The 24,551-nt window shown below is 63.7% G+C and carries 23 protein-coding genes and 1 tRNA gene; 14 read left to right on the top strand and 10 right to left on the bottom strand.

The genetic code is table 11. The features are described 5' to 3' along the window. Positions 1–49: 49 nt before the first annotated feature. A tRNA-Phe gene (locus JFU57_RS09430) sits at positions 50–125 on the top strand. 81 nt (positions 126–206) lie between these two features. Here JFU57_RS09430 and JFU57_RS09425 read toward each other — a convergent pair. From JFU57_RS09425 to JFU57_RS09410, 4 genes are all read right to left on the bottom strand, one after another. Beyond that, positions 207–533: an addiction module antidote protein gene (locus JFU57_RS09425; protein ID WP_201129066.1), complete on the bottom strand. Its 327-nt coding sequence runs from the start codon at positions 531–533 to the stop codon at positions 207–209. Positions 534–542: 9 nt separating this feature from the next. After that, on the bottom strand, positions 543–833 hold the full coding sequence (locus JFU57_RS09420; protein ID WP_201129064.1) for a type II toxin-antitoxin system RelE/ParE family toxin: 291 nt from the start codon (positions 831–833) through the stop codon (positions 543–545). A 97-nt stretch (positions 834–930) separates the two neighbouring features. Beyond that, positions 931–1,506: a hypothetical protein gene (locus tag JFU57_RS09415; protein ID WP_201129062.1), complete on the bottom strand. Its 576-nt coding sequence runs from the start codon at positions 1,504–1,506 to the stop codon at positions 931–933. Between the two features lie 270 nt (positions 1,507–1,776). Beyond that, positions 1,777–2,766: a DMT family transporter gene (locus JFU57_RS09410; protein WP_201129060.1), complete on the bottom strand. Its 990-nt coding sequence runs from the start codon at positions 2,764–2,766 to the stop codon at positions 1,777–1,779. 92 nt (positions 2,767–2,858) lie between these two features. Here JFU57_RS09410 and JFU57_RS09405 point away from each other — a divergent pair, with 92 nt between their 5' ends. From JFU57_RS09405 to JFU57_RS09395, 3 genes are all read left to right on the top strand, one after another. After that, on the top strand, positions 2,859–3,821 hold the full coding sequence (locus tag JFU57_RS09405) for a LysR substrate-binding domain-containing protein (protein WP_201129058.1): 963 nt from the start codon (positions 2,859–2,861) through the stop codon (positions 3,819–3,821). Positions 3,822–3,963: 142 nt separating this feature from the next. Then, complete coding sequence (locus JFU57_RS09400) at positions 3,964–5,964, top strand: DUF4034 domain-containing protein (protein ID WP_201129056.1); 2,001 nt, start codon at positions 3,964–3,966, stop codon at positions 5,962–5,964. 5 nt (positions 5,965–5,969) lie between these two features. Next, on the top strand, positions 5,970–7,811 hold the full coding sequence (locus tag JFU57_RS09395; RefSeq protein WP_201129054.1) for a M48 family metallopeptidase: 1,842 nt from the start codon (positions 5,970–5,972) through the stop codon (positions 7,809–7,811). A gap of 18 nt (positions 7,812–7,829) precedes the next feature. Here the strand turns inward: JFU57_RS09395 and JFU57_RS09390 are convergent, their stop codons facing one another. Then, the gene (locus JFU57_RS09390; protein WP_201129052.1) at positions 7,830–8,429 is read right to left on the bottom strand and encodes a hypothetical protein; all 600 of its coding nucleotides are present in this window, start codon (positions 8,427–8,429) and stop codon (positions 7,830–7,832) included. Between the two features lie 89 nt (positions 8,430–8,518). Between JFU57_RS09390 and JFU57_RS09385 the strand changes: the two genes are divergently transcribed. Then, positions 8,519–9,073, top strand: coding sequence for a hypothetical protein (locus JFU57_RS09385; RefSeq protein WP_201129050.1), 555 nt, complete (start codon positions 8,519–8,521; stop codon positions 9,071–9,073). An 83-nt stretch (positions 9,074–9,156) separates the two neighbouring features. After that, complete coding sequence (locus JFU57_RS09380) at positions 9,157–9,720, top strand: DUF4272 domain-containing protein (protein ID WP_201129048.1); 564 nt, start codon at positions 9,157–9,159, stop codon at positions 9,718–9,720. Positions 9,721–9,730: 10 nt separating this feature from the next. Here JFU57_RS09380 and JFU57_RS09375 read toward each other — a convergent pair whose 3' ends face one another. Beyond that, entirely contained in the window at positions 9,731–10,051 is a 321-nt protein-coding gene (locus JFU57_RS09375; RefSeq protein ID WP_078469364.1) for an isochorismate lyase, read from the bottom strand. 23 nt (positions 10,052–10,074) lie between these two features. After that, positions 10,075–12,099, bottom strand: a complete 2,025-nt coding sequence (locus JFU57_RS09370) for a DKNYY domain-containing protein (RefSeq protein WP_201129046.1) — start codon at positions 12,097–12,099, stop codon at positions 10,075–10,077. A 174-nt stretch (positions 12,100–12,273) separates the two neighbouring features. On the opposite strand from JFU57_RS09370, the gene JFU57_RS09365 reads away from it, so the two are divergent. Both JFU57_RS09365 and JFU57_RS09360 read left to right on the top strand, forming a co-directional pair. After that, on the top strand, positions 12,274–13,230 hold the full coding sequence (locus tag JFU57_RS09365) for an alpha/beta hydrolase family protein (RefSeq protein WP_201129044.1): 957 nt from the start codon (positions 12,274–12,276) through the stop codon (positions 13,228–13,230). A 107-nt stretch (positions 13,231–13,337) separates the two neighbouring features. Next, positions 13,338–13,748, top strand: coding sequence for a hypothetical protein (locus JFU57_RS09360; RefSeq protein ID WP_078469361.1), 411 nt, complete (start codon positions 13,338–13,340; stop codon positions 13,746–13,748). 79 nt (positions 13,749–13,827) lie between these two features. Here JFU57_RS09360 and JFU57_RS09355 read toward each other — a convergent pair whose 3' ends face one another. The 3 genes from JFU57_RS09355 to gabP all read right to left on the bottom strand — a co-directional run bounded on the left by JFU57_RS09355 (position 13,828) and on the right by gabP (position 18,098). Then, entirely contained in the window at positions 13,828–14,148 is a 321-nt protein-coding gene (locus JFU57_RS09355) for a hypothetical protein (protein ID WP_020299573.1), read from the bottom strand. A gap of 368 nt (positions 14,149–14,516) precedes the next feature. Continuing rightward, positions 14,517–16,538: a DKNYY domain-containing protein gene (locus JFU57_RS09350; protein WP_201129040.1), complete on the bottom strand. Its 2,022-nt coding sequence runs from the start codon at positions 16,536–16,538 to the stop codon at positions 14,517–14,519. A gap of 168 nt (positions 16,539–16,706) precedes the next feature. Further along, positions 16,707–18,098 carry a GABA permease gene (gene gabP / locus JFU57_RS09345; RefSeq protein ID WP_201129038.1) on the bottom strand — a complete coding sequence of 464 codons (1,392 nt, stop codon included), beginning with the start codon at positions 18,096–18,098 and terminating at the stop codon, positions 16,707–16,709. A 555-nt stretch (positions 18,099–18,653) separates the two neighbouring features. Between gabP and JFU57_RS09340 the strand changes: the two genes are divergently transcribed. From JFU57_RS09340 to JFU57_RS33500, 6 genes are all read left to right on the top strand, one after another. Next, positions 18,654–19,427: an ABC transporter ATP-binding protein gene (locus JFU57_RS09340; RefSeq protein ID WP_020299575.1), complete on the top strand. Its 774-nt coding sequence runs from the start codon at positions 18,654–18,656 to the stop codon at positions 19,425–19,427. Positions 19,428–19,440: 13 nt separating this feature from the next. Beyond that, complete coding sequence (locus JFU57_RS09335; protein ID WP_020299576.1) at positions 19,441–20,193, top strand: ABC transporter substrate-binding protein; 753 nt, start codon at positions 19,441–19,443, stop codon at positions 20,191–20,193. A 65-nt stretch (positions 20,194–20,258) separates the two neighbouring features. Beyond that, positions 20,259–20,951, top strand: a complete 693-nt coding sequence (locus tag JFU57_RS09330; protein WP_078469358.1) for an ABC transporter permease — start codon at positions 20,259–20,261, stop codon at positions 20,949–20,951. After that, positions 20,951–21,640 carry an ABC transporter permease gene (locus JFU57_RS09325; RefSeq protein WP_201129034.1) on the top strand — a complete coding sequence of 230 codons (690 nt, stop codon included), beginning with the start codon at positions 20,951–20,953 and terminating at the stop codon, positions 21,638–21,640. Before JFU57_RS09330 ends, JFU57_RS09325 begins: the two co-directional genes overlap by 1 nt. Before the next feature lie 71 nt (positions 21,641–21,711). After that, positions 21,712–22,923 carry a methyltransferase gene (locus tag JFU57_RS09320; RefSeq protein WP_201129033.1) on the top strand — a complete coding sequence of 404 codons (1,212 nt, stop codon included), beginning with the start codon at positions 21,712–21,714 and terminating at the stop codon, positions 22,921–22,923. A gap of 471 nt (positions 22,924–23,394) precedes the next feature. Next, complete coding sequence (locus JFU57_RS33500) at positions 23,395–24,486, top strand: ATP-binding cassette domain-containing protein (protein WP_201129031.1); 1,092 nt, start codon at positions 23,395–23,397, stop codon at positions 24,484–24,486. The last annotated feature ends 65 nt before the right edge of the window (positions 24,487–24,551 follow it).

Here is a 24,551-nt window from a genome sequence, read left to right as displayed (position 1 = left end):
CAAAACTCGCTTGACGCCCCCCCGAAAAACCCGTTTAATGCGCCCCGTTGCCCAGATAGCTCAGTCGGTAGAGCAGGGGATTGAAAATCCCCGTGTCGGCGGTTCGATTCCGTCTCTGGGCACCACCTTCGGCTTTCAGGTGGTGTTTACATCACGTGAGAGCAACCAGAAAACCCGCCTAGTGCGGGTTTTTTGTTGTCTGGGGTTTAGCCTTCTACCAGACCTGTTGGCGACAACAATGATACCGGCGCAACTTCAGCGTGAAGCTTTATCCCCAGCGCCGCCATTACCTTCATGACGGTCGCCAGACTGGGGTTGCCCTCGACAGAAAGCGCCTTGTAAAGCCCCTCACGGGTCAGGCCAGTATCACGTGCCAGCTGCGACATGCCTCGCGCTCGGGCGATATCTCCCAGAGCAGCAGCCAGCAGAACCGGATCGTTTTCTTCCAGACAGGCCTCCAGATAGAGCGCCATGTCCTGCTCGGTTTTCAAGTGGTCCACAACGTCCCACTTGCTCAGTTTGATCTTTGCCATGCCACCCTCCTAAAGCTCACGAGCCAACTTGATAGCCGCCCGAATGTCATTGGCCTGCGTCGACTTGTCACCGCCAGCCAACAGCACAATCACTTCATACCCATGCTGGATGAAATACACGCGATAACCAGGCCCATAATCAATCCGCAATTCCGATACACCCTCACCCACCGATTTGCAGTCACCCAGAACCCCCAACTCAACCCGACGTAATCGAGCCTTGATTCGAGCTTGTGCCCGAGCGTCACGCAGCCTGGCAAACCATCGGCTGTCACGCTCAGTCTGGATAAGTGCATGCATGAAAGAAATGTAAACCACAGCTTACAGACTATCAATGAATTCCTTGCCGAACCGACGAAGTGCTCAGTCCCGAAAAATACCTGGGCATAAGACGGTTTCAGTCGGCACTCGACTCCATCAGCGCCTTGAGCGCCGCATTCGCCTCGGTGCGCTGGGCCGGTGTCGGGCCGGGGGCGAACTGGCTGCGTTGTGTATCCAGGGTCAGGTAGGCGTTGTCGCCGTTGCCCCAGAAGTAGGAGTAGATAAACAGGAAGCTGCCGGACTGCGGCTGGCAGTAAGAGGCGACGCCGCGCAGGGGCGCCAGCAGTTGGATCATTTCGCCGTAGTTGTCGGTGAATTCCAGCAGCGCAAACTGCCAACTCCCGGTCTGCGGGTCATAGCGTGAGGTCCCGCCTGCGCCCAGCCACCACTGCACCAGGGTTTGCAGGCTGGGGACAGCGGAATAGTCACGCAGCCATTCCACCTCGACCAGCCCCGGGCCGAATGGGCCCTGGCTGTCGAACCACGCCTGCCAATCGCTATAGGCCAGCGCCGAGCTTGGAGGCGCCGCCATGGCCTTGGCGTACTGCTCGGCTGTCATCGTGCAGCGCAGGTACACCGAGGCCGGCTCGCTGGCCCATAGCGGCCCGCTGACAGCCAGCAGCACCAGCCCAATCCATGTGCGTAATGTCATCGTTGTCGTTCCTGGTCCATCAGCAAAAGCCGCCAGCATACCTGCGCCGGCGTGTTCAGAGGCGAGGGAGCTTGCTCCCGCTCGGGCGGCCCGCGTCCTGGGGCGCAGAATCCGCAAACCCGAGTGCAAGATTTTCCTGACAGATCGCGGTGACTGGGTTTGGGGTCGCTGCGCGGCCCAGCGGGAGCAAGCTCCCTCGCCACAGGTTGTTTTGTGCCTGAGCCAGCTTTTTTGAGACCGGCTTCTGTTCGTGTTGAGATGTTTACGCGGCTAATCCAAACGCCCACCCACGCACGCCCTGCGCTCACCCACCTCCTGCCCCCGCCCCGGCAAAATCACCCGCACCGCCAGCATCGCCCCCAGCAGCACGGCCCCCAGGCCCAAGGCTTCAAACAGGGTCGGCCAGCGCCCATGGAACAGCAGGCCAAGCACGCTGGCGAACAGGGACTCGAGGGAGATCAATTGGGCCGAGAGCACCATCGGCAGGTAGCGAGTGGCGAGGTTCCAGGCCCAGCCGCCGGCCACCGATGACAGCAGGGCCAGCGCCAGGGCCCAGGCGTAGAGCGAGCCGGCCTGGTCGAAGCCGAACCCCAGGTGCGGCAGGCGCAACAGGTCGAGGTGCAGGCCGATCGGCAGCAAGCACAGGGTGCCCAGGGCGCCACCGGCCATCATCAGCCCGGTCCACGCACCGTTGGCGGTGGTCGGTAACTGGTCCATGGCGTGCTGGTTGAGCAGACTGAACACCAGCCAGATCACCACCGCCAGCACCGAGAACAGCAGGCCGATGCCCAGCGATGGACCGGCGATAAGGGGTTGATCGAGGCTACCGAGGTGGATCAACAGCAAGCCGCACAGCAGAGAGCCCAGGGGCAACACCAGCCGGCTCCACGTCAATGTTGGGCAGCGGACATTGCCCAGCAGCGCCAGCAGCACCGGCACCAGGCCAATCAGGGCCGGAGTCAGTACCGGGCCGGCGAAGAGGATGCCGCCGGCGATGCAGGCGCTGTAGCCCAGGTAACCCATAACCCCCAGGCTTAGCCCGAGCCCGCGTTGCCACGGGCGGATAAAGGTCAGTTGGCGGTGGTGCACCAGCAGCAATATGCCGCCGATCAACCCCGCCAGCAGAAACCGCAGCGCCAGCAGATCAAACAAGCTGTAAGCCCCGCCGACATAGGGCGCAATGAAGTTCAGCGCCCAGCTCAGGGTGGCGAACACGGCGCAGGCGATGCCAGCGGCCAGATGTGGGACAGGTTGGGACATGACAGCCTCCATCGATAACGTGGGGCCATACTGCGCAACGCCGGTTCTGTGCTACAAACGAGTTCTCAGCCGCCTATGCATAACCACAGATTATGAATGCTCTCGGCAAGTCCCTTCCCCCACTCGCCAGCTTGCTGCCGTTCGAGGCCGCCGCGCGGCTCGGCAGTTTTTCCCTGGCGGCGCAGGAGCTGCACATCACCCAGGCCGCCATCAGCCGGCAGATTCGCGGGCTGGAGGAGAACCTCGGTGTGCAGTTGTTCAGCCGGCGCAATCGCGCGGTGTTTCTCACGGCCCAGGGCATCGAGTTGTCGCGGGTGGTCGGCAGCGCCTTGCGCAGCATCGGCACCAGCGCCGACGAACTGCGTGGCGCGCCGCGCAAGAACCAGCTGGTGCTGCTGTGCCAGCTGTGCGAGGCCTTCTACTGGCTGATGCCGCGCCTGTCCGGTTTTCATCAGCGGCATGCGCAGATCGAGATCCAAGTGGTCACCACCACCCGCCCGCTGACCGAATTTAACGGCCATTTCGACGTCGCCCTGCAAAGCACCGGGCGCGCCAGCGGCTCCCAGGCCCTGGCGTTCACGGCGTCCGACGAGGTATTCCCGGTGTGCAGCCCGAGCTATCTGGCAGGTACCGCACTGCCGCTGGCCCTCACTGACTTGCCGCAGCACACCCTGCTGCACCACCGCTCCAGCCCGCCGCACTTGATGGAATGGGACAGTTGGCTGGGCAAGTTCGGCCTGACCCTGGCCCAGCACAGTGCCAGTCAGGTGTTCGATAACTACCCGATGATGCTGCAAGCCGCTGTCGAGGGGCATGGCATCGCCATGGGCTGGCAGCGCACGGCCAACCGCTTGATCGAGAGCGGCGCGCTGATCCGCCCCTGCGTGCAGAGCGTGCCGCTGCCGGAGGCGATCTCGGTGTTCAGCCGCTATCAGGACCGCGATCGTCACGAAACCCGGGCCCTGGTGCAATGGCTGGAGGATGAGTTGCGCGCTGACGATGAGGCCCAGGCCGCCAAAAAGCTCGACGCCGACACCCCACCGCTGCCAGCCTGAACATCCGGCTGCGCCACGCCTGCCATTGTATTAATATCACGCGGATTTTTTACCGCAGCCCGGGCGCGATGCCCCATGCGATACGCCCCACGCGCAAACCCCGGACTGCGCCGCCCCCTTACCCGATCAAGGATGATGCCCCTTGCATACCCTCTCTACCCTGCGCCTGCACGTTCGTGATCTGGTACGCACTGCCGCCTATGCCGAGCTGGATCACTACTACAACGAGCTCGAGGCGCAATGGCTCGAGGCGCCCACTGGCAGCCATCCCTACATCGATGCAACCCAGGCCGGGACGCTGTTCGACTACAGCACCCAGTCCTATGCGTCCGTGGCGCAGTTTCTCCAGGCCTGGATCGCGGCCTGCCCCGAGGCGTATCACCCACAACTGATCTGGGGCAAATTCTGCTTTGGCCGCGCCACCGACATCCGCGGCTACGGCTGGGCCCAGGGCGTGTCCCAGGACTGCTGGCTGGGCGCAGCCATGGCCTGCGAGAACGCCACCGCAGCACTGCTGACCGCCATGCAGCGCTCGTCGCGCCCGGTGGCAGCCGGCATGGCCATGCTGCAATTGTCGTCACACTTCCAGGAGCCGGCCTGGCTGCTGGAACTGTTCCGCCAACAGCCCGCCGTCACCTGCGCCGCCAACGACCAGGAGCCGGAACTGCTGGCCCAGGCCCTGGCACACCTGGCCGACTATGGCCTGACCCCGCTGGCCCAAGCGACTCAGGCGCTGCCGGAGTTGCTGCCGACCCGGGAGGCCCACGAGATGGACCAGGGCCAGGACTACTGGCTGCATCAGATCCTGCAATGGCGCCCCGCCTGCCTCGAAGCCTTGCTGGCCTACACCAATTATCTGCGGCCGCGCTGGGGCGGCAGTTACGAAGACATCGAAGGCCTGGCCAGCGGCCCGCTCGCCACCGGGCTGGACGAAGCGCAACGCAACGCGATCCGCTGGATTGGCGCCTACGACGCCATCAGCGACTACCCGGCCGCCGATGAAGTCAGCACCGCGCAAGCCTTCCAGACGCGCTTCGAAGCCTGGCTGCAACGCGACCTGCGGCCCGAAGAGCGCGGCGATGCCCTGGGCCGCTTCGCCAACTTCTGCAGCTACTCGCTGAACGACGAAGCCCGCGCCTACTCGCTGCATGTGGCCAGCGTCGCGGCCTTTGCGCCCGGGGTGTATTTCCGTGAGGTCGACGGCCCGTTCCACAGCTTCGCCTACCTGACCCTGATCCATCAGATGACGGACCACATCGACGTCTTCAGAGACGCGATCGAACGCATGTGCCGCATGGATGAATTGGCCACCCCGCTGGCCCTGGCCGCCGTGGGTCACGAGTTCGGGCTCTGGGGCTTTGCTCATGATGCGGAGCGCGCACGCACCCTGCTCAACCGCGCCGCGGTGCTGAGCAAAAACCAGATGGACGACAACTTCAATATCCTCAATGCCGGCTACCTGCTGTGGGACAGCGGCGCCCATGAGGCGGGCTACTACTTGATCCGACAATGCGCCGAACGCCGGGTACACGACGCTTCCAGTGCCATGTACGACATTCACCGGGGCAGCCGCAGCAACACCCCGGAGAGCTATATCAATGACGCCGCCCGCGAGTTCTGGCTGGAGCGCGCAGTGGCCGACGGTTCGGCCCTGGCCAAGTACAACATGGCCTGGGACCGGCTGTTCAGCCAGGGCCTGGACTTCAACGAGCGCAAGCACTTCAACGCCGTGCGCCAACTGCTGCAGGAGTCCCGCGAGGACCCGCGCTGCGAAGCATTCGCCCGGCTGCGGATCGGCGTGCTGCAACGCGACTTCGGCACCCTCGACGAGCAGGAAGAAGGCGTGCAAGGCTACCTGCGCTCGCTGATCGACGACCAGGACGACTGGGCCGCCGCCCGCGCCTGTGCGGAAATCGCCCTGGCCTACATGAACGGACGCGGCGCCAAGCGCAGCCGTTTTGCCGCCATCGAATGGGCCCAGCACGCCACCCGCCTGTTGCCGGACAACGAGGGCATCGAGGAAATCGAACGCGAGGTGCTCAACTCCCACAGCCTGGTGAAGACCATGGGCACGGTGGTCGGGGCCTTTTTCAAGCGCGGAAACATCAGCCCCGACGACCTGCCACCCAAACCTGCGTCATGAGTGAAATGCCGAACCTGCGTCGACACCGGCTGCGGATCAGCGCCTGGCTGCTGCTGGGGGATGTAGCGCTGCTGACCCTGGGCCTGCTGCTCTGCCTGCTGCCGGCGCTGTTGCTGGTGGCCTTGCCGGGGCTGTTTGGGGTGCTGGCGGCGGTGGCGACCTTCCCCGCCGCGCCGTTCGGCCTGGTGATGCTCAAGGTTCCGTTCAGCAGCCGGGTCCAGGGGAATGAAGACGGCATCGCCCTGCTGCCCGAGGAGGTGCCGCAGCTGTTCACCGAACTGGAGCGGATCCGCAGCGAGCTGGGCGCGCCCAGGCTGGATGCGGTGTACCTCAACAGCCAGTTCAACGCCAGCATTCGCCAGCACCGGGTGCTCGCCGGCCGCACCCGCAATGTGCTGTGGCTGGGGCTGCCGCTGCTCGACACCTTGTCGCCCGCAGCCTGCGCGGCCATCCTCGCCCACGAATGCGCGCACATTGCCCATCGCCACGGGCGCTACACCAGCCGGGTGTATTTCGCCCGCCTGCAATGGCAGGCCGTCAGCGACCGACTGGAGCGCAATCGCACCCTGAGCGGCGCCCCGCTGCGGTTGTTCGTGGAGTGGTACGTGCCGAGGTTTCTCGATATCAGCCTGGATTTCGCCCGCCACTGTGAATACCAGGCCGATGCCGAGGCGGCGCGAGTCTGCGGCGCCGACACCTTCGCCCAGGCCCTGATCGGCACCGCCCTGCAACGCCGCGCCTTGGCCGAGGACTACTGGCCCAGGCTCTACACCCAGGCGGTGAACCAGCCCCGGGACGACCTGCAACCCCTGCTTGAACTGGCGCGCCACGGCCTGCTGGCGACCCCGGTGGACGCCGCCCAGGCCGGCACCTGGTTGCACGCCGAACTGTGCAACAGCACCGAACGCAGCGACACCCACCCGGCACTGGCCGAGCGCCTGGCCGCGCTGGGCATCGACACCGCACGCACCGACCTGCCCCTGCACTGGCAACGCGCCCAACCCAGCGCCGCCCAGGCGTGGCTGGGAGAACAGCACCAGGCCCTGGCGCAACGTCTGGACCAAGAATTTGCCGAGTTCATCCGCGAGCGCTGCAACGACGCCCGCGACGACTATCAGGCCCTGGTCGGCGAACACCACGAGCTGTTGCGCAAGCAACGGATCCGCAGCCTCAACAGTGATGAGATCGCCCGCCTGGCCTGGCTGTATCGCACCCACCTGGACGACAACCCCCGGGCCGCCTCATTGCTGGAAGAGGCCCTGGGCCAGGACCCGGAACACCGCGCCCTGCGCCAGCAGCAAGCCTTCAGCCTGTATCAGGCCGGGGAGCATCAAGCCGCCGCGCAACGCTGGCAACAACTGGCCGCCGAGCCGGGGCCCTACCAGTTGGGCAGCTTGCGCCAATTGAGCATGCTGGCCATGACCGCGCAGGACTGGGAGCAGGCCAGCCACTATCGGCAACAGGCCGACCGCCTGCAAAAACAGACCAACGCCGAGCAGGGCCCACAGCAGTATCACCCCCATGAACTGGCCGCCGTGGAAGTCAACAAACTGGCTCAGACCCTGGCCCCGCTGCTGCGCATCGCCAGCGGCGTCTGGCTGCTGCGCCAGCCCGATAGCCGGGACTATGTGCTGCTGGTCCAGGCCCGGGAGAACCTTCTGCTGCGCCTGGTCAGCCGTCTGACCGGCGAGCAGAACTACAGCCAGCGCAACTGCGAGCAACTGCTGGATCGGCTAATGCCCCGCCTGCACCTGCGGGTCGAAGCCTACCTCCTCGAAGACAACGACCCACGGCTTGCGCAGTGCACAGAGGCGGCGCGGATGCGTCTGGCTGCATTACCCGGCTGAGGCGCGCTGGACAGCGGTTCAGGCACCGTACTGGTGCGTCGGCGGCAGGCTGATATGGGCCGCCGCGGGCAGTTTCCTCAGGCGCTCCAGTACGCTGTGCAGCGCTTCCAGGCTCTGCTGGGTGCTGATGTGGATACAGGTGTCGTCGCCCAGAAACTGCCGAGTTTCGACGAGGTAGGTGCGGTACTGGGCATGACCGCGCCGCGGCAGATCTATCGACTGATCCAGGCTCGCGATACGGGTGATATCACCGAAGGCAATGAAGTGCCGGTAAACGCCACCGGGGGCTGTTTCAGTGCCGCAGGCCAGGTGCAGGCCCTGGGCGTCGAACCAGGCGTTGGGGCGAGCAGGCGGAAACAGCCACCGGCGCACACCCAGGACCAGCAATGGAATCATCACCATCGACGTGCCAAGGATCAGCACCAGCGCCTGCTGCCCCAGTGCCAGCGCCCCCAGCAATCCGAGGGCCAGTACCAGCCAGCCATAACGCAATACCCGGAAAGGGCCCGGCACAGGCATGGCCAGCGCCGGCAATTCCCCCCCATCGGCCCACAGGCTGATGTGCTCGGGAAACAACATGATGGGCGCATCGCTGGCAGACGGGCTGTACTCAGGCATTCACAAATCAGCTGGTAAAAAAAGTGCCGCCATATTACTAGGTACGACCCGCACCGCCTCAATATCTCGCCATGGAAGCCGCCCCCTTTATGCCCACCCTGTCGCTAACCCTGCGCCGCCTTTTACTCGGCCTGCTGCCCCTGCTGTGCACCGCCCACGCCTGGGCAGCGGCGCCGGCCAGGACTGTGATCGATTGCGAGCTGGCGGGCCCTTCCCAGCGGCTGGCCTTGCTGCGCAGCGCCGCCTTTGTCGATTCGTTTATCTATCGCCTGCGCCATGGACCGCAGACCTGGCTGCTCTACAACAGCGAAGACGATTCACTGGGCATGAATGTGCAATGGCAATGCGTGGCCACCGGTACCAACAGCCACCTGCTGCTGCTGTCCGGCGAGTTCACCGCCAATTACCTGCAAGGCGCGGCGTTCTACTGGGACCCCCAGGGCAATCAGGTGCAGCGCATCGATTTTGCCGAAAGAAACCGCGCCGGCTGGGTGCAGATGACCGCCCAGGGGCCACGGGTGATCTTCAACAATGTCGGCCACGAGAGCAGCCACCGCTACCTGGTGTACGGCCCGCGCGATGCCTACGAAGAGCTCGACCAATTGCCCACCGGGCTGATCAAACTGCACGCAAAAACCGACTGACGCCACACGTTGAACACCGCCGAGGGCTGTGCCAGGATCGCCCTCCCGGCCCGTTCGGCCACAGAAATGGAGCTTCGCAGCAGATGACCGACCACGACGATGACGCCATGAGCCCACGCACCCCGGAACAGGTCGCGCAGCGCCTGCTGGCCCTGACGGCCACCGTGTCGCGCACCTACTCGGCAGCGGACTCGCCGGAACTGGCCTGGGTCAAGCAGCACGGCGTCGAGGCGTTTTTCTCGGATGAGGAGCGGGCGTTTTACCAGCAACCGGAGCCCACCGAGCAGCAGTTGGTCAACTTCAGCTGGCGCGCCGAAGGCCTGGTCGCAGTGGCCTGGGCCCTGGGCGGACTCGACCAGCTTCCGGCGCTGAACCTGACGGCAGACCTGAAGAGCATCCGCCTGCTGGCCCAGGCCATGAACGACCCTAAAGCCTTTATCGCCCAGGCCCAACTGCGCCCAGCGGCCGATATCGAAGCCGCCGAAGGCGAGCTCTATCAACAGCACTGGCGGGTGCGCGACGCCCAGTTGTTCAACAAACCGATGCCCGACGAACTCCACCCCGGGGTGGTGTACGAACGACGCTATGCCTTGAGCTGGCTGGTGGGCTATGGCGACGATTGGGATGAGGTGCCCACCGATACCTGATGCTGGCGACTCAAACCGCAGGCTGCGCCGCCTGCCAATGCTGCAGCTCCTGCTCGATAAAATGTGTGACCAGGTCGCTGTACATTTTCTCGATGGCGTCCGGGCTCAGGCCCTCGGCCTGGGCCCATTCGCGGCGGGTGGCAAGCATCGCCTTGAAGCGTTCCGGAGCGCGCACCGAGGTGGCCGAGGTCTTGAACTTAGAGGCCGCCAGGACGTACTGAAAGCGCTGGCCCAGTAGCTGGATGACGCTCTGATCCAGGCGGTCGATTTCCCGGCGGATATCGTCCATGCCTTGGCATTCCTGGGGTTGCAGCGTGTTTGTCGCGTCCATGTGTGCAGTCCTTTGGTGAGTGATTATTTCGACGTTTCGCCGGCCTTGGCCAAGGCTTGCCGGTACTCGTCTTCGCTGGTTTCAGTCAGGCCCAGGTCGCGCTCGTAGCGATAGAACGTTCGTTTGTCCCGGGCAAATTTGTCGTCGAGAAACTCCAGGGTCGGCAGGTCGATGCGCTTGGCGCTCTGCGGGCGGCGGCCGCAGAACAGTTTGCGGGTCCCCAGTTGCAGAAACTCCGGGTGCGGCACCGACACTTCGTCCATGGTGAATTCCACATCCAGCGGTTTGCCGGCCCACGACATCAGGTCGGGGCTGAAGGCATAGCTGCCCAAAAAGCGCGTGGTCGCCGGGTTGAGGTGCTTTTTTATTTCGCCATAGCAGTACACCGCCGACGCGTCCCTGGCCCAGCCGTGGCTGAAGGTTTCGAAGGTGGCGAGATCGGCTTTGCGCAGCAGTTCCGGCAGGTGGTAGTGATTCCAGTACTTGAACACAGCCTTGCCATCGGTGATGTACGCCTCATCCAGGAACCGGAAACACTCTACAGGCTGGGCCGAAAAACGCTCGGCGGTCATGTTGGCCTTCGAATAGAAGTCAACGCGGTACAGGCCATTGACATCGCCGCACAGGATTTCGTTGAACAATCTGAAGCTGGCCGCGTCCAGGCCTTCGATCTTATTCCCCTGGAAGTAGACACTGCGCCCCAGGCTGAAGCCCTGGCCGATATCCCGCAGGTTGGCCGGGTCCTCCTCTGCTTCAGGCTGTTCACGTTGCGCCTGCATGCGGTGCCACCAGTAATCCTGTCGCTCGGGGTGCGCGGCAAAGTACGGCGCCCACTGTTCGAACATCGCGTTATTAAGCACTCCGCCAGAGTTCAGCGGGCCATGCCGGTCGCCCACCAGCACCGGTGCGTATTCGTCCTCGCCGCGGTACAGCTTGGCCACCACCAGGCTATCCACCTCCAGCTCCAGCGGCTGCTTGCCCAGATAGGCCCGCTGCTGATCGCAGTAATGGTTGAAGCCCAGGGAGCGAAAACTCGGGCCGTGAGCGCCGCGCAATCGGGTGCCGGCAGCGTAGACATGTTGCTCGTCCACGGCAAAATAGCGGTCGTCGCTTTCCGTGCTCGCCACCAGTCGCCCGCTGGCGTCGAACTGCGGGTACTGCTCCTTCACCAGGCGGAACTCGCCGACGTTGCGGATGGTTCTGCCGGTGATGTAATAGGCGCGCCGGGCGTCCTTGGCGTAGCGCTCGTTGAGCACGGTGAAGCTTTCGAGGTCGACGTCATCGATGCTGTAGAAGTATTCGTAGCTCGCACTCGAACCCTGCTGCGCCTGGACGATGATCGACTGGCCATCGCTGAACCAGCGGCCATTGACCCGATGGAAACCCTCCGGATTGGCAATCGGCAACAGGCTGCCGTCCTTCTGGTGCAAGGGCTTGAAACCACAGCAGACCTGGCCATTGACCAACCGATAGCCCGCGCTGTTGGTCGCTTGTACCTGATCGCCAGCACTGGCTACACGACTGCCACTGAGGAAGAGGTTGACCCCATCGCTGTACAGCGGCGACGCCACGGCGCCTTCAGGCAGGTCCTGCTCCAGCAGGGCAAACTCGGCATGCCGCACGCCCTGCACCGCATGCACGGTGTAGTCGTGAAAGTAGTAGAGGGTCAGACGGTCGCGCCAATAGCGATTACCCAGGCTGTGCAGCGGCTCGCGGAACTGGAACGGCAAGGCCTGCAACACCTGAAAGCCGCGGCGTCCGTCGTATGCCGGCAACCGGTAGAAAACCCAGCGGGCATCGGCCAGCAGATGGGGCTGGCGGCGATGGCGCCAAACCGGCTGCCCGGGGATCAGCGGCGTCGGCCAACACTGTTGGGCGATGGCTTCTTCGACCACCGTTTTGGGCGCCTTGCCCTGGGGGCTGATCAGGGTGTAGGTGTCACGAACCTGGGCATCACCCAGCAGCTCACCCTCCAGAAATGCAAAGCCCTGATGCCACTCAAGCTCCAGTGGTTCCCAATCGGCAAGATCCCTTTCCAGCAATTCCATGTGCGGCGTTCCGAGGTGATAGAGGCGCCGATTATCGTGATCGGCCGGGGGCGAGTAAAGTTGCCCGAGGCAGGGCGGCCCGGTTATTAATGGGCGCACTAAAAAGAGCCGAACGCTGCCACTCGCCCTTTCGACGGCCCGCAGCGGACCCAGCCCCAACCAGGAACACCTGCCATGACCGTGCAGTCCCCCTTGCCCGAGCCCATCGCCCGGCAGGCCGCCAGCCCCGGTGGCGAAGCCTTCCATGAACGGGCCGCAGACGGCGTGCGCCTCGGTGGCTTTACCTGGCGCCATGCGCGCCACGAGCCGCAGCGCCCGGTGGTGATCATCAACGCCGCGACCTCGGTGCGTTGCCGACATTACTTTCGCTTCGCCGATTACCTGTTCGCCCACGGCCTGGATGTGATCGTCTATGACTACCGGGGCATCGGCGAGTCGCGCCCGGCCTCATTGCGTGGGTTCAAGGCCTCGTGGTCGGATTGGGGCGCGCTGGATTTCGAGGCCATGCTGCAACGTGCACAGCGCGAGTTCCCCGGGCAGCCGATCGATGTGGTCGGCCACAGCTTCGGCGGCTGCGCGGTGGGGCTGGCGGCGTCGAGCGCGCTGATCCGGCGCGTGGTGACGGTTGGCGCGCAGTTCGCCTACTGGCGCGACTACGCCGCCGCAACCCGCTGGCGCATGCTGCTCAAATGGCACCTGGCGATGCCGCTGCTCACCGCCGTCTGCGGTTACTTCCCCGGCAAGCGCCTGGGTTGGCTGGAAGACACCCCCTCCGGCGTGGTGCGCGACTGGGCCACCCCCAGCGCTCGCTACCAGGGTCGGCCCAGCGGGCGGGCGCTGCTGGAGACGTCGGGCGGGTTGCCGTTCGCGCGGGTCACGGCGCAGATCCTGGCCATCAGCATCAGCGATGACCCCTACGGCACGGTGCCGGCCATCGAGCGCCTGCTGGCGTATTTCGAGGCCGGCGATTGTCACCATCGGCGTCTCACACCCGAAGACATCGGCGAACAGCAGGTCGGGCATTTCGCGTTTTTTCGCAGCCACTACCAGGCCCGGTTGTGGCCGCTGGCCCTGGCCTGGTTGCAGCACGCCGAGCTGCCCGCCGACGCGCCGGGACGCTGGCTCGATTGACCCGGGCCCGGGGACAAGGGTGCCGGCCCGCTCATTTACTGGCATCCTGTGTCGCCTGATTGTCGGCTCCAGCCGCCGCTCCCCCCTTTTCACCAGGTAAGAAGCCCATGGCATCTGCAAACAAACAACACAAACGTGCCACCCGGGCCAAAGCCAAGGCCAAGCAGAACCGCAGCCAGCGCGCCGGCGCCAGCAGCGCGGTGGAACTGGACCCCAACGATGACCGCCTGGACTTCGAGTCGGTGGACCTGACCGAACTGTTCAAGAAAATGCGCGACGCCGAGCAGACCAGCCAACTGGCCCTGTGCAGCGCCTTTTTGCAGGACCCGCTGCTGGAACTGGTGTTCGAGCAGGAAGGCGAAGACGGCGCCACCGATTTCATCCTCGCGGCGCTGATCGAGTACCGCCAGTGGTCCACTGAAGCCGATGAGGCCGCCGCCCTGGCCTGGATCGAGTCACCGGCCTTCCAGGCCGACTACGTAGCCGCCTCCCAGGCCCTGCTGGACGCCGCCCAGTAGCCTGTCTGAGGCCTAAAAAAAACGGGCGCTTCCATGACTGGAGGCGCCCGTTTTTTTGGTCTGGCTAAAAGCCCGTGGCTTATGCCGCTTCCAGCTTCGGGATTTCCATACCGATGTTGGCGCTGGCGTAGCTCAGGTCGCCGCTGGCGATGGACTGGGCCTTGAAGCCGGAGCCGATCAGGTCTTTGAGGTACAGCTTGTTGTAGATGAACATGAACACCAGGTTGCTCAGACCGAACGTGAACATGGCCAGCAGGAACATGATGGCTGCCCATTTCCAGTCGGCGCGGAACAGTGCCGGGATGAAGCCGAAGAAGAACACGGTCCAAGAGAAACCAACTGGCGCTTCCTTGATGGCTCCGGTGTTCGGGTTTTTGAAGATGATTTTAGTGAACGCCATGCGCGTCTCCTTGCCGCCCTTTTTTAGGGGACCAATGGCCGGGCGATCACCATTGAACCCTGAATGCTCATTCTTCGAGCCGGGACTGCCGGGCATGCCGAAGGCAGGCGCTGACACTCAGGAGCCATGGCAAGTACGCAGGGATCAAGGGAGAGAGACAGAAGACGGATTCAGGTCCCCGACAAGCATTCAATCCCTTGCTATACCGCGCTATTCCATAGCTCCTCTCACGCTGGCACGCAAGAGCTCTTATCGAAGAGCGCGCAGGCTACTATTTCGCCAGCGGGCTGTCCATGAAACACCATGCAACAAGTCACCTATCCGATAAAAAAGACCACCATCAATGCTGACAGCAGCCCTTTTGCCGCTCAAACAGCCAAATTTTCAGCGTCTCCGGCCGAGGCCTTCATCGTTGCCTGGCGATACTGCTCGGCACTGATTTCACTGAGCGCCGCGTAACCGTCGTACTCGTAAAAACGCTGCTTGTCCCGGGCATAGCGGTCCGCGAGAAACTCCAGACTGGCCAGGTCGATGCGCTTGGCACTCACTGGGCGCCGGCCACAAAACAGCTTGCGCGTGCCCAACTGCAAGAAATCCGGATGGGGAACCTTCACTTCTTCCGGGCTGAATTCCACCTCCAGCGTCTTGCCTGCGGAAAACATCTGCGTCGCGGTGAAGGCGTAACTGCCCATGAAGCGCGTGTGGGCCGGGTCGAGGTTCCTTTTTCTTTCGCTGTAGTAGTACACCGCGCCCTTATCCCTGGCCCAGCCATGCCCGCAGGACTCGAAGCTGGCCTGATCCGCTTTAGCCAGCGGCTCAGGCGCCTGATAAAAGATCCGGTGGCAAAAAACCCTCTGCCCATCTGTCAGATAGGGCCCACCCAGGTCACGGTAATGATCGGCGGAGGCTGAAGAAAATCGCTCCGGCACCTTGGTTTCGGCACGATGAAAGGGGATCAGGTACAAGCCGTTGGCGTCACCGCACAGGTGTGTGCCCAGCAATTTGAAACTGGCGGCATCCAGACCATTGATGGCACGACCCTGAAAGTGCACCTGGTGCCCCAGCTCAAACCCCAAGCCGATGGAACGCAGGGCTTGGGTGGTTGACGCGGATGGCGCCTGCAGGCGGTGCCACCAGTAGCCCTGCAACTGCGGATGAGCCTCGAAGAACGCGGACCACGCTTGCAGCATGGCGTCATCGATCAGCCCATCCGAACCGAGCGGACCGTGCTTGTCCCCCACCAGCACGGGCGAATAGTTGCATTCGCCGCGATCCGGCTGGGTCACCACAAAGCTATCTACATCCACATCCAGCGGTTTGCTGCGCCTGTAGGCACGATGCCGGTCAGCGTAGTAGTCGAATCCCAGGTGGCGAAAGCTCGGACCATCGGCACCCCGCAGACGGGTGCCATTGCAGTAGACGAACTGGTCATCCACGGCAATGTACGGGTCCGCCTTTTCACTCTGGCTCAAGACTCGACCACCGGCGTCGAACACCGACTCAACGCGGTTCAGCAGGCGAAAGTCGCCGACATAACGCAGGGTTTTTCCGGTCAGGTAGTAGGCCCGCCGTGCGTCCTTGGCATAGCGCTCGTTGAGCACGCTGAACGTCGCCAGGTCGACATTATCGATGCGGTAGAAATACTCGTAGGCAACGCTAGAGCCCTGCTGCGCCTGGACGATCACCGAGTGCCCGTCCGTGCCCCAGCGCCAGGCCAGCATCTGAAAGCCGTGCGGATTGGCAATCGGCAACGGCGAACCGTCCTTCTGGTGCAGCACGGCGCCGCCCCGGCAGACCTGGCCGCCGATCACTTGATAAGCCGGATGGTTGGTGCCGCGGACCTGCTGCTCAGCGCTGGCGATCGCCCGGGCGCCGAGGAAGACCTTGAGCCCGTCACTGAACAGCACCGCGCCCGAAGGCCAGTTCTCTGGCACCGGGTGCAGAAGCGCCAGGCGCTCATGCTGCGCGCCTTCGATCACCGCGAGCCCGTAGTCGTGACAGAAGTAGGCGCGGTCGTGATCGCGCCAATGGTCATGGCCCAGGCTCTGCAAGCCACGGCCCACCCGCACCGGCAAGGCTTGCAAAGGGTAATAGCCGTAACGCTCGACGTAGCGGGGCAAGGCATAGTAGTCCGCCCGGGCATCACGTAGCAGATGCCGGTGGATACGGTGCCGCCAGAGGGGTTCACCCGCCACCAGGGGTGAAACCGGGAATTGTTCGGCCGCCGCCTGACGCGCCTGCTCAGCCGCTGTCTGCCCCTCATGGAGCATGAGGTAGACATCCCGGGCCCTCTCCTCCACCAGCAGCGCCCCCTCCACGAAGGCAAACCCTTGATGCCATTCAAGGTCGAGCATTTCCCATTCGGCAGAATCCATATCCAGTTGCTTCATCGCCCTATCCCAAGCTGACCGAGCGAGGGATTATCAACAGCCCTCCTGCGTGGGTAAAGCGACCGTCTGCCAAACCACCGGCAAGAACGCGCAAGGCTGCGCTCGGAGATGAAAAAGGCCGCGGTCATTTCTGAGCGCGGCCTTTTCAGCGGGTAGTGGGCTCAGCCGTCAGCTCAGCACCGGCGGACCAGCGCGCTCGATCCGACGGCGCCGCGCTACCAGCAGGCCCGCGGCAATCACCAGCAGGCTCAGCAGGCCGGTGGCGAGGATCTCCACGCGGTGCTCTTCCTGGAACAGCATGATCGCCAGGACGCCGATGATGAACACGATCACCGCGTAGGTCAGGCCCGGGAACAGCCACATGCGGAAGGCGATTTTCTCGCCCGCAGCCATGCGTTTCTGGCGCATGCGCAGTTGCGAGACGGCAATCACCAGGTACACCAGCAGGGCGATGGCGCCGGAACTGGCCAGCAGGAAATCGAACACCGCCGCCGGTGCCACATAGTTGGCAAATACCGCGAGGAACGCTGCTGCCGTCGACAGCAATACGGCCCAGTACGGGGTGCCGCTTTTATTGGTGCGCTTGGCCACGGCCGGTGCATCGCCACGCTTGCCCAGGGAGAAGAGCATGCGCGAGGCGGTGTAGAGCGCCGAGTTCAGGCAGCTGGTCACGGCGACCAGGACCACCAGGTCGACGATCAGCTTGGCGTTGGGGATGCCCATGCGGTCGAGCACGGTCTGGTAGGAACCCACCTTGGCCAGGGCCGGATCGTTCCACGGCACCAGGGCCACGACGATAAAGATCGACACCAGGTAGAACAGGCCGATCCGCCAGATCACCGAGTTGGTGGCCTTGGAGATCTGCTGCCCCGGGTTCTTCGACTCGGCGGCCGCGATGGTGACGATCTCGGTGCCCATGAAGGAGAACATGGTGGTCAGCATCGCCGCCAACACCGCGCCCATGCCGTTGGGCAGGAAGCCCTGAGTGTCAAACAGGTGGGACACGCCACTGACTTGGCTGCCCGGCAACCAGCCGAAGATCGCCAGCAGGCCCAGGATCACGAAGCCGATGATGGCCACGACCTTGATCAGGGCGAACCAGAACTCGAACTCGCCGTAGTTCTTCACGCTGAACAGGTTGGTCGCGGTCAGCAACAGGGTGATGACCAGGGTAAAGACCCAGATCGCGATGCCGGGGAACCAGGCATGGAGGATGGTCGCGGCGGCGTTGGCTTCCAGCGGAATCACCAACACCCAGAACCACCAGTACAACCAGCCGATGGTGAAACCGGCCCAGTGCCCGATGGCGCGGTCGGCGTAGGTCGAAAAGGAACCGGTATCCGGTGAGGCCACGGCCATCTCGGCCAGCATGCGCATGACCAGCACCACCAGGGTACCGGCGGCGGCATAGGCCAGGAGCACGGCGGGGCCGGCTTCGGCGATGGCATGGCCGGAGCCGACAAACAGCCCGGCGCCGATGACGCCGGCAATCGACAGCATGGTGACATGCCGCGGTTTGAGCCCCTGTTCGAGGTCATTGGAGAGTTGCGTACCGCTCATTTAAAGCACCTTTGCAACGAAAATAGATTCACTGCGCCCGGTCTGCATTCCTTCTCGTAAAAATAATCCAACAGGGCGTTGTTTATTTCTTACGCAAGAATTGCGCCAAAATGTTACAGGATCCCCAACGGCGCGGGCTGCAAGCCCGACCGGCGGGTCATCGCAAGTCATTGAGTTTGATAGCAATTAGCCACAGCGTTACCGAGAGACCCACTTTGTAGGACGAAACGGCGCACCAGAAACACACCCCAAAACGGCGTTGCGCCCAATTAAGGTGCGGATCCATGACCTTTGGCCCCTTGACGCTTCCAACACCCGGCCAAAGCTGGCACCATCGCGCCTTTTTTTACGCGACGCCCACCACGAACCGGGTTCAAACAGGCGTTCGGTTGTTGATGGCGCGACAGTCTGCTGTGCTGATGCGACAACCTGCCGCACACCTTCTGTTTACCCCCCGTGGCGCTGTTGGCTGTGATTGAAACCCTATGCTAGCTTGGCGCCTCGCCAGGAAGGCGGCCAACAGCAGGAGCGCAATGAACCCAATGAGGACCGCACATGGCTGAGGCCACGCCCGCGCTTGAAATCCGCAACTTGCATAAACGCTACGGCTCGCTGGAGGTGCTCAAGGGCGTCTCGCTGACCGCACGCGACGGCGACGTGATCTCGATCCTGGGCTCCTCCGGTTCTGGCAAGTCCACCTTCCTGCGCTGCATCAACCTGCTGGAAAACCCGCACCAGGGCCAGATCCTGGTCGCCGGTGAAGAACTCAAGCTCAAGCCCGCCAAAAATGGCGAACTGGTTGCCGCCGACGGCAAGCAGATCAACCGCCTGCGCAGCGAAATCGGTTTCGTGTTCCAGAACTTCAACCTCTGGCCGCACATGAGCGTGCTCGACAACATTATCGAGGCTCCGCGCCGGGTCCTCGGCCAGAGCAAGGCCGAAGCCATCGAAGTGGCCGAGGCGCTGCTGGCCAAGGTCGGCATCGGCGACAAGCGCCACGCCTACCCGTCCCAGCTCTCCGGTGGCCAGCAGCAACGCGCGGCCATTGCCCGCACCCTGGCCATGGCGCCCAAGGTCATTCTGTTCGATGAACCGACCTCGGCCCTGGACCCGGAAATGGTCCAGGAAGTGCTGGCCGTGATCCGCGCCCTGGCCGAAGAAGGCCGTACCATGCTGCTGGTGACCCATGAGATGGGCTTTGCCCGCCAGGTTTCCAGTGAAGTGGTATTCCTGCACCAGGGTCTGGTAGAAGAGCAAGGATCGCCACAGCAGGTCTTCGATAACCCGCTTTCGGCGCGCTGCAAACAATTCATGTCCAGCAACCGCTAACGGAGCTACACGCATGCAGAGCTATAAAAAAATCCTCCTGGCCGCTGCCGTCACCCTGGCCTTCAGCGCCACGGCTGCCGCCGAGACCCTGAAAATGGGGATCGAAGCCGCCTACCCGCCGTTCAACAATAAAGATGCGAGCGGCCAGGTCGTCGGCTTCGACAAAGACATCGGCGACGCCCTGTGCGCCAAGATGAAAGTCGAATGCACCGTGGTCACCTCCGACTGGGACGGCATCATTCCGGCCCTGAACGCCAAGAAGTTCGACTTCCTGATCTCCTCGCTGTCGATCACCGACGAGCGCAAGCAGGCGGTGGATTTCACCGACCCGTACTACTCGAACAAACTGCAGTTCATTGCCCCTAAAGCCAAAACCGAGTTCAAGACCGACAAGGCCTCGCTCAAGGGCAAGATTATCGGCGCACAACGGGCGACCCTGGCCGGCACCTGGCTGGAAGACAACCTGGGCGACGACATCACCATCAAGCTCTATGACACCCAGGAAAACGCCTACCTGGACCTGACCTCCGGCCGCCTGGACGCGATCCTGGCCGACAAGTACGTCAACTACGAGTGGCTCAAGAGCGATGCCGGCAAGCCTTACGAGTTCAAGGGCGACCCGGTTGAAGAAAGCGACAAGATCGGGATTGCCGTGCGCAAGAAAGATCCACTGCGCGAGAAGCTGAACGCCGCCCTGAAGGAAATCGTGGCCGACGGCACGTACAAGAAGATCAACGACAAGTACTTCCCGTTCAGCATCTATTGATACTGACTTGCCTGACCGGCGCTCGCCCCCTGGGCGCCGGTCCTTAGCAAAGCCATCCAGAACCCATGAATATCGATCTCTACGGATTCGGCCCGGCGCTCGCCGCCGGCGCGCTGATGACCGTCAAGCTGGCCCTCTCGGCGTTGTGCCTGGGGCTGGTACTCGGTCTGCTCGGCGCCTTGGCCAAGACTTCCCCGTACAAGCCGCTGCGCTGGCTTGGCGAAACCTATTCGACCATCGTGCGCGGCGTCCCGGAACTGCTGTGGGTGCTGCTGATGTACTACGGCACGGTGAATATGATGAGCGCGCTGGGTGAGTATTTCGGCAACCCCGATCTGGCCCTCAGCCCGTTTCTCGCCGGGGTCATCGCCCTCGGCCTGTGCTTTGGCGCCTATGCCACGGAAGTGTTCCGCGGCGCGATCCTGGCCATCCCCAAGGGTCACCGCGAGGCGGGCACCGCCCTGGGCCTTTCAAAGTTTCGGATTTTCACCCGGCTGATCCTGCCGCAGATGTGGCGCATCGCCCTGCCGGGCCTGGGCAACCTGTTCATGATCCTGATGAAGGACACCGCGCTGGTGTCGGTGATCGGCCTTGAAGAGATCATGCGCCACGCGCAGAACGCCGTGACCTTCGCCAAGCACCCGTTCACCTTCTTCATGGTCGCGGCCTTCATGTACCTGGGCCTGACCGTGCTGGCCATGACCGGCATGCACTTCCTGGAAAAACGCGCCGCCCGCGGCTTTGTGAGGACGACGTAATGGAATGGGAAGTCATCTACAAATGGCTGCCGAAGTTCATCCAGGGCGCGACGCTGACCCTGGAGCTGGTGGGCATCGCCGTGATTCTCGGCCTGCTGCTGGCCATCCCCCTGGGCATCGCCCGCTCGTCCAAGCTGTGGTACGTGCGCGCCCTGCCTTATGCCTACATCTTTTTCTTTCGCGGCACGCCGCTGCTGGTGCAGCTGTTTCTGGTGTATTACGGCCTGGCGCAGTTCGATGCGGTGCGCGAGAGCTTCATGTGGCCGTACCTGCGTGACCCGTTCTGGTGTGCCACCGCCACCATGACCCTGCACACCGCGGCCTATATTGCCGAGATCCTGCGCGGCGCGATCCAGGCCATTCCGCCCGGCGAGATCGAAGCCGCACGGGCCCTGGGCATGTCCAAGCCCAAGACGCTGTTCTATATCATCCTGCCCCGTGCCGCGCGCATCGGCCTGCCGGCCTACAGCAACGAAGTGATCCTGATGCTCAAGGCCAGTTCCCTGGCCAGTACCGTGACCCTGCTGGAACTGACCGGCATGGCGCGCACCATCATTGCCCGCAACTACCTGACGGTGGATATGTTCTTCACCGCCGGGGTGTTCTACCTGTTGATGTCGTTCATGCTGGTCCAGGCATTCCGCCAACTGGAACGCTGGCTGCGGGTCGACGCCTGCCAGGGTCGCTGAAGCGCCACCCGCTCTGCTGATCGCTACCGGCAGAGCGGGCGCATACCCCGCCCCACTTCGCCGAGCCGCCCATGCCCACCGCCCTCCACGGCCCCGAACTGCAGCCCCGCTTCCAGGCCCTGGAGCGTTTTCTGCTGGCGCACCAGGCGCTGTGGCGTCCCCGTCCGTTCACGCACCTGCACCTGCCTTGGGAAGCCCAGTATCCCGAGCTGGCGCACTGGCTGCGCGGGCGCTCCCTGGTCGACGCCGAGGCCAGCCATACCCACCTGCAGACCCTGGATGCGCCGGCGCCCTTCCCGGCCCTGGCCGACGAGGCCCTGGCCCTGAGTGACCTGGGCGAGCTGCCCGAACACCCGGTGCCGCCGGCCCGGCAACGCCTGAGCGTGGACGTACCCGGGCGCAAATGGCAGCAACTGGAAGCCTTTGCCAGCCGCCTGCAGTTTTCTGCAACGCCCAGCCACTGGCTGGACTGGTGCGCGGGCAAGGGCCACCTGGGCCGGCGCCTGCTGCAACCGGGGCAACAGCTGACCTGCCTGGAGTACGACCCGGCGCTGATCGCCAGCGGCCAGCAACTGAGCCAGCACCATCATCTAAGCGCCACCCATGTGCAGCAGGATGTATTGGCCGCCGACGCGGCCTCGCGCCTCAAACCCGAACACACCCCGGTGGCGCTGCATGCCTGCGGCGATCTGCATGTACGCCTGATGCAACTGGCCAGCAGCGCCGGTTGCCGGCAACTGGCGATTGCCCCGTGCTGCTACAACCGTATCCAGGCCCCACACTACGTGCCGCTGTCGACCAGCGCCCAGGGGTCGGCATTGCGCCTGTCCCTCGACGACCTGGCCCTGCCCATGAGTGAAACCGTGACCGCCGGCGCCCGGGTCCGGCGCCAGCGTGATACCTCCATGGCCCGGCGCCTGGGGTTCGACCTGCTGCAACGCCGCCTGCGCGCCAGTGACCAGTACCTGCCCACTCCGTCGCTGCCCAGCAGTTGGCTGGATAAACCCTTCGCCGACTATTGCCGCGACCTGGCGGCGCTCAAGGGTTTGGCCATCACCGGCAACCCGGACTGGCCGGCCCTGGAAGCCGCCGGCTGGCAGCGCCTGGCCCAGGTGCGCAACCTGGAATTGCTTCGCGGTTTGTTTCGGCGGCCACTGGAACTGTGGCTGGTGCTGGATCGCGGACTGTTTCTGCAGGAACAGGGCTACCAGGTATGCCTGGGCCTGTTCTGCCAGGCGCCGCTGACACCCCGCAATCTGATGCTGCTTGCCGAGCGCGCCTGAGCCGCCCCAGCCTGTGGATAACTCTGTTGATGGAATATCAACGACGCCTGTAAAACCATGGCCCAGAGGCCACCATCAGCGCTGGTCATTTTTTGTTCACACAATAAAATATCGGAAAAACAGCCAGTTGCGAGCTAATGAGAACGGCTTCACAAAATCCCGCAGACGGGGCTCGCGGCAGCCGTCGATTGTGCATAAGCCCAGCGGCCAAAGGGCATAAGGCCAGCCATTCAAGGTCCCCGCAGCAGCTTTGAGCCAGGGCCTTCGACCGGCTTTTAGCGGCTTTGAACAGCGGCGGCGAGGCACCGGGGCAAGCCCCCTCGCGCCTGCTTTTTTGTTCAATATTCCTCACCAATGCGGCGAAAAATATTCCATTGATGTAGCAATCCTTTTGACAATAATGGGCCTACGCCTGCCTGAGCCCACAACAAAAACCTCAGATGCCAGACAGGCCAAAGGGAGAACTTCGTCGTGTCCAGCAATCCCTCTATTCAGCTCAGCGCCCAAGGCATCAGCCAGTACTACGGCAAATTCACCGCCCTTGATGCGATCAACCTGGATGTTCGCCAAGGCGAATTCCTGACCCTGCTCGGACCTTCCGGCTCGGGCAAAACCACCCTGCTGATGATCCTCGCCGGCTTTCTCAGCCCCAGCGCCGGCAAGCTGCTGGAGCATGGCGTGGACATCAGCCAGCGGCCGGCCGAGAAGCGCAACTACGGCATGGTGTTCCAGGGTTATGCACTGTTCCCGCACATGAGCGTGGCCGACAACGTCGCCTATCCGCTGCGCATTCGCGGGGTCAAGGCCGAGGAGCGCCAGCGCCGGGTCAAGCACATCATTGAAGTGGTCGGCCTCGGCGCCCACCTCGACAAGAAACCCTCGGAGCTTTCCGGCGGCCAGCAGCAGCGCGTCGCCATCGCCCGCGCCCTGGTGTTCGAACCGGACATGCTGCTGCTCGACGAACCCCTGTCGGCCCTCGACAAAAACCTGCGCGAACAGCTGCAAACCGAGTTGCAGCGCATCCACCGCCAGGTCGGCACCAGCTTCGTCTTCGTCACCCACGACCAGGGCGAAGCCCTGGCACTGTCGACGCGGATCGCCATTTTCAACCAGGGCCGCCTGGCCCAGGTCGATACCCCGCAAGTCATCTATGACCGGCCCAACAGCCGTTTCGTCGCCGAGTTCCTGGGCAAGATGAACCTCTTCCCGCTGCAGGACGTGGCACGCCATGGCAGCCAGGCCAGTGGTCGCTGCGGCGACAGCCAACTGCACGCCGCCGCGCCCCAGGCCCTGGGCAGTCAGGCGCAGTTGCTGGCCGTGCGCCCCGAGCACATGACCCTGCACACCCAGCGCCCCGAAGCCGGCAGCGGCAACGTGCTGCCGGCCTATCTGGGCGACCGGGTGTACCAGGGCGCCAGCACCCACCTGGCGCTCAACGTCAGCGTGGACCTGGCACCGATCAACCTGTCGGTGCCGGGCGACCACCCCGGCGCGCGGCTGCCCAGCGGCACCCCTGTGTGGCTCAGTTGGCCGGTGCAGCACGGGTTCCTGCTGGACGCCTGAACCAGGGCGGGTTTCGCCCAGCGCCGCACCATCACAGCTCTCCCCCTAACAACAATCGGCCGCAC

The organism is Pseudomonas sp. TH07 (assembly GCF_016651285.1).
Taxonomy (GTDB): Bacteria; Pseudomonadota; Gammaproteobacteria; order Pseudomonadales; family Pseudomonadaceae; genus Aquipseudomonas.
This window is presented reverse-complemented; position numbering and strand designations above follow the sequence as displayed.